Origin of the sequence: Mycolicibacterium pallens, assembly GCF_019456675.1 — a bacterium.
GTDB lineage: Bacteria > Actinomycetota > Actinomycetes > Mycobacteriales > Mycobacteriaceae > Mycobacterium > Mycobacterium crocinum.
Window position 1 is genome coordinate 4,319,505 of sequence record NZ_CP080333.1, and the last position, 13,124, is coordinate 4,332,628.

9 protein-coding genes and 1 pseudogene are annotated in these 13,124 nt (G+C 63.3%); 3 read left to right on the forward strand and 7 right to left on the reverse strand.

Going from position 1 to position 13,124, the window contains the following annotated elements; translation table 11 throughout:
• Window positions 1–103: 103 nt before the first annotated feature.
• From K0O64_RS21055 to K0O64_RS21070, 4 genes are all read right to left on the reverse strand, one after another.
• On the reverse strand, window positions 104–394 hold the full coding sequence (locus K0O64_RS21055; protein ID WP_071942677.1) for a hypothetical protein: 291 nt from the start codon (window positions 392–394) through the stop codon (window positions 104–106).
• Window positions 395–576: 182 nt separating this feature from the next.
• On the reverse strand, window positions 577–1,773 hold the full coding sequence (locus tag K0O64_RS21060; protein ID WP_083542881.1) for a 2-oxo acid dehydrogenase subunit E2: 1,197 nt from the start codon (window positions 1,771–1,773) through the stop codon (window positions 577–579).
• 14 nt (window positions 1,774–1,787) lie between these two features.
• Complete coding sequence (locus K0O64_RS21065; protein ID WP_071949673.1) at window positions 1,788–4,124, reverse strand: thiamine pyrophosphate-binding protein; 2,337 nt, start codon at window positions 4,122–4,124, stop codon at window positions 1,788–1,790.
• A gap of 318 nt (window positions 4,125–4,442) precedes the next feature.
• On the reverse strand, window positions 4,443–5,645 hold the full coding sequence (locus K0O64_RS21070; protein ID WP_071942673.1) for an RsbRD N-terminal domain-containing protein: 1,203 nt from the start codon (window positions 5,643–5,645) through the stop codon (window positions 4,443–4,445).
• Between the two features lie 104 nt (window positions 5,646–5,749).
• Between K0O64_RS21070 and K0O64_RS21075 the strand changes: the two genes are divergently transcribed.
• Window positions 5,750–9,253 (forward strand): indolepyruvate ferredoxin oxidoreductase family protein, encoded by a 3,504-nt coding sequence (locus K0O64_RS21075; protein ID WP_198044356.1) that lies wholly within the window; start codon window positions 5,750–5,752, stop codon window positions 9,251–9,253.
• Between the two features lie 257 nt (window positions 9,254–9,510).
• A pseudogene (locus K0O64_RS21080) lies at window positions 9,511–9,768 on the forward strand (VOC family protein); the annotation flags it as partial.
• A 200-nt stretch (window positions 9,769–9,968) separates the two neighbouring features.
• Here K0O64_RS21080 and K0O64_RS21085 read toward each other — a convergent pair.
• The 3 genes from K0O64_RS21085 to K0O64_RS21095 all read right to left on the reverse strand — a co-directional run bounded on the left by K0O64_RS21085 (window position 9,969) and on the right by K0O64_RS21095 (window position 11,241).
• Window positions 9,969–10,517 carry a hypothetical protein gene (locus tag K0O64_RS21085; RefSeq protein WP_225933504.1) on the reverse strand — a complete coding sequence of 183 codons (549 nt, stop codon included), beginning with the start codon at window positions 10,515–10,517 and terminating at the stop codon, window positions 9,969–9,971.
• Between the two features lie 197 nt (window positions 10,518–10,714).
• Window positions 10,715–11,017 (reverse strand): toxin, encoded by a 303-nt coding sequence (locus tag K0O64_RS21090; RefSeq protein ID WP_071942669.1) that lies wholly within the window; start codon window positions 11,015–11,017, stop codon window positions 10,715–10,717.
• Window positions 11,014–11,241 (reverse strand): type II toxin-antitoxin system CcdA family antitoxin, encoded by a 228-nt coding sequence (locus K0O64_RS21095; protein WP_096312006.1) that lies wholly within the window; start codon window positions 11,239–11,241, stop codon window positions 11,014–11,016. The genes K0O64_RS21090 and K0O64_RS21095 overlap by 4 nt, the downstream gene beginning before the upstream one ends.
• Window positions 11,242–11,727: 486 nt before the next feature.
• Here K0O64_RS21095 and K0O64_RS21100 point away from each other — a divergent pair, with 486 nt between their 5' ends.
• A complete protein-coding gene (locus K0O64_RS21100) occupies window positions 11,728–13,023 on the forward strand; it encodes a helix-turn-helix domain-containing protein (RefSeq protein ID WP_174714139.1) in 1,296 nt (431 codons plus the stop codon).
• Window positions 13,024–13,124: the final 101 nt, after the last annotated feature.

Here is a 13,124-nt window from a genome sequence, read left to right on the forward strand (position 1 = left end):
TAGGGGCTTACGGCGTGGCGTGCCGGGCGGGATCGGTAGCCTGCGATTACACCGCTTGGCACCGGTTGACTCGACGGTCGGCTCCCGCTGTCTGCCACTTTGGTCAGGGCTGCCGCCGGACCTTATGGGCGGCGGTCCGCCGTACCAGGGCATCGAGCAATGCGGCGAGGTGTTCGCGTTGGGCATCACCGCTCAAGGTGTCCAGCCAGGCGGTGAGGTCCACGGTGTGGGCGGCCGCAAGGGTGCCGTCGGCCGCTGCGATGGCTTGCAGCGACAGCGTGATGGCCTGGCGAAAGTCGCGGCACGCCAACGCGATGTAGATGGGATGCTTGTCGCTGACGGGCAGGTGTGGGGGCAGCGCCTCGGTGAGACGCCAGGCCAGTTCGCCGGGCATGATCCGTGCCGGCGGGGTTGCGCTAGGTCGACTTTCGCGTGATCCGGAGTCGGGTTTGCGATTACGAGATGGCCACATTGCCGCTCATCCTTTGGGATCGGACGCTTGTCTATGGCGCGGCCGGGGTGTCGCGGGCAGCCCCGTCAGCTGACGGGACCCGTCAGCTGGTGAGGTGGTGCTGCTCATGCGCGTCTCGCGTGGGTGGCAAGCACTTCGTCGGTGCTGAATCCGCCTTCGAGCCGAGTTTTGATGGTGGCCAGGAAGCGGGCGGCGTCTGCTCCGTCGACGACGCGGTGATCGTAGGTCAAGGCTAGGTAGACCATGGCGCGCACCCCGATGGTGAGTTCGCCGGCACTGTCGGGCCTCGGCACGACGCGCTCGACGACGGCTCCGGTGCCCAGAATTCCCGATTGGGGGGAGTTGAGGATGGGGGTATCGAACAGGGCGCCGCGGCTGCCAGTGTTGGTGATGGTGAAGGAGCCACCGACGAGTGCATCGGGACTGATGGACCCAGCACGTACCTGTTCGGCAAGTGCGGCAATGTCGGTCGCGAGGTCGGCGATGCTGCGCTGGTGCGCGTCACGGATGACCGGAACCATCAGACCTTTGGGGCTATCGACGGCGATGCCGAGGTCTACGCCTGCGGGGTAGGTGATTTCGGTGCACTCGGCGTTCACGGTGGCTCCGAGCAGCGGGTGAGTGTCGAGGGCTTCGACGGCCGCCTTGGCGAAGAACGGCAGGAAGGACAATTTGACGCCAGTCTGTTCGTGGAACGATGTTTTGAGTTGCGCGCGAAGTTGTTTGATGCCGGTGACGTCGACCTCGACGACGGAGGTCAGTTGTGCTGAGGTCTGCAGGGACTGCATCATGCGGGCGGCGATGACCTGCCGAATTCTGGGCAGTCGCTGTACGGATTGGGTGCCTCCTGCCGATTCCGCGACGGTGGGGGTGGGTGCTGGGCCCGGGTTCGTGCTCGCGGGCGCGGGCGCGGGCGCGTGGACAGCTTCTGGCGGCGGGGCGGCTGTCGTCGCGTTCACGGGTGTGGCGGGTGCCGCGGGCGGAGCGTTGACCGGTGTGGCGGGTGCCGCGGGAGGAGCGTTGACCGGCGTGGCGGGTTCCTGAGGCGCTGTCTGCGCAAGAGCGATGATGGCTATATCGGCTCCGACGTCGATGGTGTCGTCCTCCTGGGCAAGTATCTCCACCAGGGTGCCGGCATGCGGTGACGGAATTTCGGTGTCGACTTTGTCGGTGGCGACTTCGACGAGGGGGTCCTCGGCATCGACGGGGTCGCCGACGCTGACGAGCCAGCGGGTGATGGTGGCTTCGGTGACATCTTCGCCGAGGCTGGGCAGGGTGATCGTGACGTGTGTTTCGCTCATCATTTTCTCCAGTCTTAGTTGGCGACATCGAGCGAGGCACGCACGATGCTGTCGGTGTCGATGCCGTGGTAGCGGTACACGGCCTCCAGGTCACCCACCTGCCCGAAGTTGCTGACGCCGAGCGACTTACACCGCACGTGGTTGATCGTGGCCAGGAACGCGAGGGTGTGTGGATGGCCGTCGAGCACGGTGACCATTGGGGTCGCGCGCTCAGCGGGAAAGACTTGATCGAGGATCCACGACGGCGCCGTGCTGAGGCCATCGCGTCCTTGGACGGCGCGGTAGAGCTGGCCGGGACTTGTCACGCAGATCACCTCGGCGGTGACACCCATTTCGGCGAGCCGGTCAGCGGCCTCGATGGCTTCGGTGGCCAGGGCGCCCATGGTGACGATGCAGACCGCCGGGGTACTTGCGGGCCGGAGCGTGTATGCCCCGGCCAAGACGTGGCGGCGGCGGCGTTCTCTGGCGGCTGGGTCTTCGGGCACCTGCGCCAGCGCCTGCTGGACCGGTCTGGTGGACAGGCGGAGGTAGGAGGAGGTGCCGTCGGGTCGGCCGAGTCGGTTGATGCCGTCCAGCAGGATCCATTCCACCTCGGTGGCGAACGCCGGTTCGTAGCTGATGCACCCGGGCTGTTCGAGCCCGATTGAGGGTGTCTTGATCGACTGGTGTGCACCGCCTTCAGCGGCCAAGGTGACTCCTGACGGCGTGCCAACGAGGATGGATTGCCCACCGGCGTAGATACCGTAGGACCAGGGTTCCAGGGCTCGTTCGACGAAGGGGTCGTAGAGGACGCCGATCGGGAACAAAGGTTGTCCCCAGCGGCTCCACGTGGCGCCAAGCTCGCCAATCAGGCCGACGAGGTTGGTTTCGGCGATGCCCAGTTCCATGTGTTGACCGGTAGGGCGTTCTCGCCAGTGCATGATCGTCTCGGCGTCGTCGTCGAACCAGTTGCGCCGCTCGGTCGGTGACCACACCCCGGCTTTGTTGAGCCAGCCGGCCAAGTTGGTGCTGGAGCTGACGTCGGGGCTGACGGTGATGACGCGTCGCGCCACCTCGGGCGCCTGCCGGGTTAAATCGAGTAGGGTCCGGCCCAGTGCGCTTTGAGTGTTGGCGACTGCTGTTGGGGTGCGTCCGATGTCGGTCGGCACCGAAGGCAGCGCAGCGGCAGCTGATGGCTCGCGGTGCAGCCGTGCAGCGGCTTGGCGGCAGAGCCCCCCGGGCGCGCTGGCGTCGGCGAAGCGGCGGAACGGATGCTCGGAATCTTCTCCGTGGGCGGCGGCCAGCTCTGCGAATTGTTCGGTGGTCAGCAGCGACGAGTGGTTCTGTGGATGCCCTTGAATAGGCAAGCCACGGCCTTTGACGGTGTAGGCGATGATCACCGTGGGGCGGGTGTCGTCGATCTGGGCGAAGGCCTCGCGAAGCGTTGTCAGGTCGTGACCGCCGAGGTTACCGATGGCACGGATTAGGGTGTCGTCTTCGAGGTCGCGGATGAGTTCGGTAACGGCTGCTGCGTGGTCGCCATCGCCGGGAAGCCGTGTGCGCAATTGCGCTGCGTCGCAGCGCAAGAGTCGTTGATACTCCGCGTTGGGCATGGTGAGGATACGATCGCGCAACTGTTCGCCACCGGCTCTTGTGAAGAGTTCTTCGAGCAGTCGCCCGAACTTGACTGTGAGAACCTGCCAGCCTGCTGCGTGAAACATGTCGTGCAGCCGATCGCTGGAGATGTGGGGCACCACCCGGTCCAGGGACTGGCGGTTGAGGTCGACGATCCAGACGATCTCTCCGAGCTCACGCACAGACGGATCCAGCACGGCTTCCCACACCGCACCTTCGTCGAGTTCGGCATCGCCGAGCAGCGAGTACTGCCGTCCGGTGCCGGCGCCACCAAAGACCGTGTCGATGTAGCGGCGCGCGAACGCGCCCCAGATCGGCGCTGTTGCGCCGATTCCGACTGAGCCGGTCGAATAGTCCACGGGGTCAGGGTCTTTGGACCGGCTGGGGTAGCTTTGCAGGCCGCCGAAGTCACGCAACGTGGTCATGTACTTCTCGTCCAACGACCCGAGGAGATAATTGATGCTGTGCAGCACCGGTGAGGCGTGGGGTTTGACGGACACTCGATCCCCGGACCGCAGGTGCTCGAAGTACAGCGAGGTCATGATTTCCACCATGGAGGCCGAGGACGCTTGATGCCCACCCACCTTCAGACCACTGGGGTTGGGGCGCACACGATTGGCGTGATGGATCATCGCCGTCGACAACCAAAGCACTTTCGCTGCGATAGCGGCGAGTGCTGAGTCCTCATACGAGTCGACAGCGGGCGCGGCATCATCGCTGGATTCGAAGGTGGTCATGGTCACTCCTAGGGCGTCACGGGTTAGTGGCGAGTCTCAGAGTTGAACGCCACACTTACGCAGAATGCTTGTGCAGGGCATCACACGCTAAGCGGTCCAGACAACCGAACCCGGCTGTACTACGCAAAATGCACACCGGCGGCGGGAGCGACGCGCTGTGACTCATCACATTGACCTCCCGGCTCACATGGCGGTCACTTTTGCCTTTTGCTGCGCGGTGTCGACGAGTCGCGCCGCACACCGCGGTCAGATGTGCTCGGTGGAGGCATTCAGGGCTTAGCGGACCGGCAAAATTTAACAAATCCCGCTTCGGCGTTGCTATCCCCCAACAGATTCCTGTCTGGGTTCATTGACGGCGACGAGGCGGCAGGCGATGACTGACTGCCAGAGCCCGATGAATGAACGTACTTCCAGCCTGGTGAGCTGAGACCAGCGGTCGAGCCGGTAGGTGACGCTGTTGGCGTGCAAGTGGACGGCCAGCGCCGCCGCCGCGATAGACATGTCTGCCGCCGCGAAGGCCATCACCGTCTCAGCCAGATGGGGATTGGCCTTGGCCACCTCCACCACGGGCGCTAACAACGCCTGGAGCCGATCCCGTTCAGCCAGCAGGATCGCCTCGTGCCAGTCGCGTTCGAAGATGCGAACCGGGCGGTGGGTGGATGTGCAGCCGAACGCTAGGCGAGCATCGCTGAGGCTCTCGGCTGCGCCAGCCAAGCCGTGGCGCGCCAATCCGATTCCCCAACGCCCAGCCAGCATTTCCCCGGTCGGTCCTTGGGTCACAATTTCCAGGAGCCTCCCCGCCTGCGCGACCATCTCCTGTCGACCGCCCGCCACCGTTCGACTCACCACATCGGCGGCGAGGTGCGGCGGTAGCGTCACCACGCTCCGATGCGCCGAAAGCTTCGTGACGCCCGGCGCGGGCAGCCAGACCAGCCCGACGAAATTGCCTCGCGGTTCCAGCCGTAGCCGCGCTGCGATGACCGATGCCGCCGCTCGTTGCTCGGGATCCTCCAGGCACTCCAGAAACTGGTGCGCCAAAGTGATTCTATCGCCGTCGATGGCTCGGGCAACCCGACTATGCGCGCCAGCCATCACCGCGGTCGTTTCGCGGATCGCCTCGAACATCAGTGTGCCGATTCGGGGCAACAGCGGAATCATCGGTGGTGTTGATCGACCGACAAGGATCCGCCAGATCTCGGCATCGGCTACCTGATAAGCCGCGATCAACGCATCGATAGGTACCCCACCCGCGGCCCGCTCAGCAGCCAGATCCGTGGCCGCTGCGAGCTCGGACGAGCTGAGTGCTCGTTGCTCGGAAAGCGCGTGCAGTCGGTTGAGCACCTGCAGCGCGACAGCGGCGCGGTGTTCCGGTTCCGGGATGACCACGTACACGGGCTGGGCGCTGCGGATGGATGTCGTCACGGTCTCGGCGATTACGGACACCTCGTCCACCATGGCCTCCAAGGTGCGTTCCACCGCCTGCCAGCCCTCGATCGCCGACTCGTGATTGTCACTAATCACTTGCGCTCCTAGACGCTGAATACTGGTTGATGCCCGTAGCTATCCGTGCCCCCGATCACACATAGTAGGGATAAGCCCCAGAACTGCGCAGTGAAGGATTCCTCATGACGATGCACGCAACCGCTGGCGGTCCCTCCGTTGCCAGTGGTAACCGGCTCGATGACCGCTACGATCTGATCGACGGGGAAGTGCACCTTTCCGGCATTCAAGCGCTCGTCCGACTGCCTCTGGACCAGCGACGACTCGACCAACAGAACGGTCGTGATGTCGCCGTCTTTGTCTCCGGATACGAAGGATCGCCCCTCGCTGGGCTCGACCTGCAGCTGTCCCGGCAGAAGAAGCGTCTTGTCGAGCACCGCGTTGTCTTTCAGCCCGGCGTCAACGAGGAGTTGGCTGCCAATGCGGTCCAAGGGACCCAGATTGCCTCCGCGTCGCCGGACCGAATCGGAGATGGTGTCGTCGGCATCTGGTACGGCAAGGCACCGGGCCTGGACCGCGCGACCGACGCCATTCGACACAGCAACCTGGGCGGAACGCACCGAAGCGGCGGGGTCCTCGCCCTGGTAGGCGACGACTCTATAGCGAAGTCATCGACGGTGCCGAGCAGTTCGGAAACGGCCATTGCCGAGCTTGGGATGCCGTGTCTGTCCCCAGCAGATCCACAGGACATCCTCGATCTGGGCCTGCACGGCATCGCGATGTCGCGGGCGTCCGGATTGTGGGTTGCCGTGAAGCTGGCGACCAACGTCGTCGACGGTTCCGGCACGGTGCGCCTCGACCCTGCCCGGGTCCGTCCTGTAGCTCCCGACACCTCCTTCGATGGCGAGTTTTTCGAGCACGAACCGACGGGACACCTGCTGCAGCCCACCCTCAGTAAGCTCGAGTCGACACAGGTCCGCCAACGCCTGGAGCTCGCACGACGTTATGCCGCAGCCAATCACCTCAACCAGATCACTGGCGATCAGGCGGCAACGCTCGGGATCGTGTGTGCTGGGGCCACCTATCTCGATGTTCGGCAGGCACTTTCAGACATTGGCATCACCGACGCCGCCCTCGCCGACAGCGGTGTCAAGATCCTGAAGTTGGGAATGATCCACCCTCTCGAACCGGGCATCATCGACACGTTCAGCGCAGGCCTGCGCGACATCATCGTCGTTGAAGAAAAGAAGGCTTTCATCGAGCTCGCCCTCAAGGACATGCTCTACGGGCGGCCCGAGGCGCCGCGCATAGTCGGCAAGCGAGACGAGCACAGCCGCGAACTCTTCCGAGCTGACGGGGACCTCCCCGCTGACTACATCGCCACGAGACTGGCCCCGCGCATCCGCGACCACGGGGGACTCACCTCTGTAACCGAATGGCTTGAGCGACAGACCGCGCGGCGGGTACCGACCCTCCTCCCGATTCTGCCCCGCCGTCCCTCTTTCTGTTCCGGTTGCCCGCACAACAGCTCCACCAAGGTTCCTGACGGCTCGTTGGTAGGTGCGGGCATCGGGTGCCACGCCCTGGTTGCCTTCATGCCCGAGGACCGGATCGGCGACTCGATCGGGCACACTCAAATGGGCGGCGAAGGAGCTGCCTGGATCGGCATGGCTCCATTCGTCACGCGTGATCACCTGTTCCAGAACCTCGGCGACGGCACCTACCACCACTCGGGCTCACTGGCCATTCGCGCCGCCGTTGCCAGCGGCGCCCACATCACTTACAAGCTGCTCTACAACGACGCCGTCGCCATGACCGGTGGTCAACAGGCGATCGGCAAGATGGCCGTCCCGCAGATCGTCGCTGAACTCCTGGCCGAAGGTGTCGCACATATCGCCATCACCAGCGACCAACCGAAACAGAGCCGTCGCGCGTTTGGCCGTCGTCTGCCTGCGCGAGTGTCGATCCGTCACCGTGACGAGATAGTCACGGTGCAGGAAGAGCTGGCCCAAACTGCCGGCGTGACAGTACTGATCCACCAGCAGGAGTGCGCCACCGAACTGCGCCGCAAGCGCAAGCGAGGAATTGTCGAGTCACCCAACCGTCGCATCTTCATCAACGAGCGCGTGTGCGAGGGGTGCGGCGACTGCGGCGACAAGTCGGGCTGCCTGTCGGTGCGCCCGACCGAAACAGAATTCGGCCGAAAGACCGAAATTCACCAAGCCTCCTGCAATTTGGACTTCTCCTGTCTCAAAGGTGACTGCCCCTCCTTCATCGAGGTCCTTCCGCGGAAGACATCGCGGAAGCGCTTCCGCCGACAGTCATCCGCGGCAACAAAACCAAAACGCGAACCACAGGCGACGCCGAAACTGCCCGCGCCTCAGCCGCTCGTCACGGCTGAGGACTTCTCGATGCGCATCACGGGCGTCGGCGGCACCGGCGTGGTGACCGTGGCGCAGGTGATTGCCGCCGCCGCATCGCATGCCGGGCTCCAGGTCAAGGGACTCGACCAACTCGGTCTGGCCCAAAAAGGTGGGGCGGTCGTATCCGATATCCGCATGTCGAAGTCAAAGATATCTGGCACCAACAAAATTGGACCAGGTGGCTGTGATCTCTATCTGGGATGCGACATCCTGGTAGCCGCGACCGAGACGAACCTGGCAGTGATGGCTCCGGACCGCACCTACGCAGTGGTGTCGACCTCCATCACCCCGACCGGCCAGATGGTAACCGATACGACCACACTCTTTCCGGCGATCAACGATCTGACTGCCCGCATCGAGTGGTCAGGTACCCGCCCCGAGAATATCTTCGTAGACGCTCACGCCGTGACCGGGGCCGCAGCTCTGGACGAAGACCAATACGACAACATTTTCCTGCTCGGTGTCGCCGTGCAGGCCGGCATAATTCCGCTCTCCCCCGAAAACGTGGAGTGGGCGCTAGATCTCAACGGTGTCCAGGTCGAGCGCAACCTCGCAGCATTCCGGCTCGGACGTCAGCACATCGCCGACGGCGGCTCCGCGGTGGACACCTCCCCAGCAGCTCCCAGCACCCTGGATGCTCTCATCCAGCGCAGGGTGGACGAACTTACGGCCTATCAAGACGACACATGGGCCGCGCGGTACGCCCATCACGTGGACGACATCCGAAGGTTGGAGACAGCGGCAATAGGCGACAGCACAGCGATCACCGAAGCGTTCGCACGACATCTGTTCAAAGTCATGGCCTATAAGGACGAGTACGAGGTGGCACGACTGCACCTCGACCCCATCCTCGCGAGCCAGATCCGCGACGAGTTCGGTGACGGCGCGACCTACTCAATCCTGCTGCATCCGCCGCTGCTGCGTGCCATGGGATTGAAGAACAAGATCCGGCTGCAAGCCTGGTGGGCCAAGCCGGCATTGCAGATCTTGTATCGGTTACGAACCTTGCGCGGTACACGCCTTGACATCTTCGGATACGACGGTGTCCGGCGAGAGGAGCGCCGACTGATCGAGGACTACACCGAAGCCATGGCTACTGCCATGACCGCGCTCTCGCCCGCGACCTACGACGCCGTTCTCGAGCTGGCGGGGCTACCCGATCTGGTGCGGGGATATGAAAGCCTCAAAATGGCGTCGCTCGAGAAGTACCAGTCGCGGCGGGCAGAAATCGTGCAGGAGTTGACCAATCAGCCTTTGCCCACCTAGATCATGGCGGCGCTAGGACATCCAGGCACGAGGCCAAGTAGACGACACTCGCTGCAGCGCAGGGCTGCTCGGATGGAGGTAGCGACTTGGGCCATCAACGGCCATCTGGGTTTCGTCAAGTGATTTGGCCTCACTGTTGTGCACGAATTTTGGCCCCGGCTGCGCTCCTGTAGTGGTTTCGCGTCAGGCTTGAAGGGCTTCACTGAGAGCGTGTTCTGTACTACCGTCTGTAGTACTTTGCGGCCTGAGGGGGCATGATGCGCTGGCGCGGTGTTCATCACGTCGAGTTCGCGGTGTTGGACTACGACGATTCGATCGCGTTCTATGACGCGATGTTCGTTTGGCTGGGCTATAGCAGCTTTTCGACGTTGAATATGGAGTACCAGTCTGTCTATTACATGACGCGATTCGTCAACCCGCACAGCTACATTGGCATTCAGCCTGCTCGTGCGGGGGCGAAGCTGGTGCACTCCGAGCAGGCGGTTGGCGTCAAGAGCAATGATCAGAATCTGTGGATGACCCTCGGCGCGGTATAGCTGCGCGACGAGATGGCGCTATGGACCGGGATCTTGTGCATATTCGCTATCTTCATTTTTGGCGCCCTCCGGGCGATTCCCTGGGTGATCGCGCAGCGTGAGCGAGAAGGACTACGCACCTCTGAGGTGCTGGCCTGAGGATGATGAAATCCGTAGCAGCAGAACTGAATGCGAACCGTTTAACGGCCAGCGCGAACGGTGAATACCTCGTCGGCGACGCCGGCTAACGCGGCACGCGCATCGCCAAGGTAAGTGAACATTGTCGCCCGACCGACCAGGGCCGGATGGCCGGGAATCCCCGTGAGGCCTACGTCGAGCCAGTCGCGGTCGAGCCGGTCCGCCGACACTAGCTGACGACCAGGCCGGCCGGCACTACCTAGGGCAGAAGCCACCGCCATGCCCGAGTGTGTTGGCAGCATCGTATCGATGACCTCGGCCACCGCCCAGGGCCGCAGCCGGGAAGCCGGCATGAGGTCGTCAACGATCGCGTCCAGCACAAGCAGAGTGGTGAAGATCGGCATACCGTCGCAGAACTCGTCGTGTTCGTCGAGTTTGGGTTCGAGTTCTCCTCGGTCAAACAGCGCTGCGAACGCGGCCTCCCGAATGCCGAGTTCCGTCAGGCGCTCGGCGACCGGCCAGCGCGCTTCGCCCAGCTGTACCAGCATGAAGTCCACCGCACCGACCGCCACCGCCGGGGGTGCGGACACCTCAGCAGCCAGATCGGTCATCCGCACCTCGGTGCGCCAATCTCGACACCAACTGACCGTCGCAGCGTCGAGGCTTTCGAAGTGCAACACCGGCAAACCCAGCTCAGCGACCCCTCGCCGCGCCACCTCCGGTGTGCGCAGGTAGTCGGCAAGGTCCACAATGTTTCCGTTCTCGTTGGCTCTGGGGCATTATCACCGAACGTGGATACACGTATCGGTCAGGTGACGAGGGCTGTTACGAGAGACGCTGTGTCACCTAGCGCGTTCGTCCCGATGTTGCCGATCGGCTCGTCCAGTGCTGCTACGGGAAGCCACTGAACAAGCTCGGGTAGCGCCACGCCTTCGGGGTGTTCGACTCGAACGACCAACGCCATTGCAGCGTCGGGGATTTCGCCTGGAATAAAAGGGCAGGTAATGACTCGGCCGGTATCGGCTGCCAGGTGAATCGAGTTAGACAGCACGACAACATAGACCTCATGGCTGGTATCGCGACGTGGCGCGATGTCACCGGGAGCGATCACAGACCCGAGGCCCGATTCGCCTGGTAGATCCTCTGCGCGTAATCGTCGATGCTCAGCGCGGGGACGGTCGTCGATGTGTAGCTCTTGAGCGCGATCCGAAGGTGCTCGTGGCGCAAAGCCTGCTCAACCAATTCGGACCGGTTGAGCCCAGCGGCTTTGGCGTCGGCATCGGCCTTTGCCAGCACGTCCTGATCGAGTGTGATCGACACCTTGTCTTTCGCCATACTAATCATCCTACCAAAAGTAGGATGCTCCGCCGGATGCAACCACACTCCGTGCAGCGGCCCGCATCCTCAATTTGTCACTGTGACGAAATAACGCCGCGGACCCGCAGCATATGCAGTGTGGTCGACCGGGGGACGTGACGGGAGTAGAGAACACCTGAAATTTCACTGGATCGCTGCCGGGCACCATTCGTGCCGGACGGTTGCTACTGTCGGTGGCCGCCGGGTCCATTCCATGGCCGGCACGCTCTTGGCACACGCCATCGACCCGAGTTGATCACCGCCGTGACGCTACCGCGCCGACATCGGGCACTTCTTGTCCGGCTCACGCACCTTGTTGGCAACTCTGGCAGCTGCTTAAGGACGCGGCCGTGAATAGTGCTGCGCCGCAACTGATTTTGCCGATAACGAGATTATGTAAAGTAGCGGTTTCCAAAAATGGAACCTTACACTTGCCATAGGTTGCGCACGAGGAGACTGACATTCGTGACCTCCCCGGCAACCAGCCATCTTGGCCGCCTCATCGATGAGTACCTGCGCCGCCACAGCGCTAGCATCGGCGGCCTGGCGGACAGGATAGGGATCAGCCGTCAGGCGCTGCGGCAATGGCGGGTTGGCGAAATACGCTCTCTTCCAACGCAACAGAACCTGAAATCAGCAGCGGTCCAGATTGGCTGCTCGTATGAGCAGATACTCGATGCCGCCCTACACGATGCCGGCTATCTGGACGGCGATCATGCCACCGCCGCCGATTCAACTCCTAGGACCGCTGGCGCAGCGTTCATTCATAACGTGATCGTCGCCGAAGGCTTCTCGGGGCGGGAGGACAGCCGGGTGCACGAGTGGGCGCGCGGCCCGGGAATCTGGACTGTGGCGCACCGCGGCTACAGCGGATACCGCCGTCTGGACCTTTGGGCCTACCCCGACGAAGCTGCCGCCCTCAAAGCCGCCGCTCGGCTCGGTATCGAATGTGGTCTCGACGAAGATCAGGCAGCCGTTGACGCCTATGCGCGCCATGACTATCGGGCAGTACTGAACCGCCATCGGGAGACTGCCCCTGAGTGGCAGATTCTGACCGTCGAGCTGACCTACTTCGTTGGAGACAACGACGAATTGGTGGCAACGTCCGCTGGCGTCGATCCCTACACCTCGCTCGACTACCGAACCCCCGGGGACACGGACGCTGCCAGCGGCGAAGACCGGTGGGGAACACGCGCTGCTGACGACGAGGAATTGGCCTTGATGGAGAACGGCGATGAGTACAGCGAGATCGTCGAGCTAATCTCCTCTCGGCAAGCAACCCTCATCGCTAACGCGGCCGACGAGATTGCCGCCGCCATCCGATCTGACGCCGATACCCTTGGCTCAGGTCCGGTCACCCCGGTCAATAGCAGCCAGCTCGATGTGCTTGCGACGCTGCCTTCGGTCACCTTCGGGCAGTCGCGGCTGTGGCGCTACCAACTGGCCGCTGCCGCCGACCGCTTGGCAGCCGACACCCGCCTCTGGGGGGCGCCCATTCCCCGGTGTACGGGCGAAGAAATGGTTCTGCGCCTCGTCCTGCGACGGGCCCAGGCCGCCGCCCGCCCACGCCAGGTCCGCCGCGGATCATGGGATGAGTTGTCCGAGGTCCTCTTTCAGGATCACGACGTACTGACGCTCTACGATCTGCCGCCGGAGGCCACCGAGTCACTGGCGGGCGGCGTCAATTTGCACCCTTTGCGGTGGTTCTCCGAATTCACCCTGCCGTTCCCTATGCCTGAGCGACCTATCAGCCCGGCTTGATGTTGGAGCTCACCTGAACTCCCAGAACTTCCCCCGTAGTTACCTCTGAGTCGCTAGCTGCGCGAGACCCCCATGGGCGCCATGGAAGGTCGCTGAGGTGT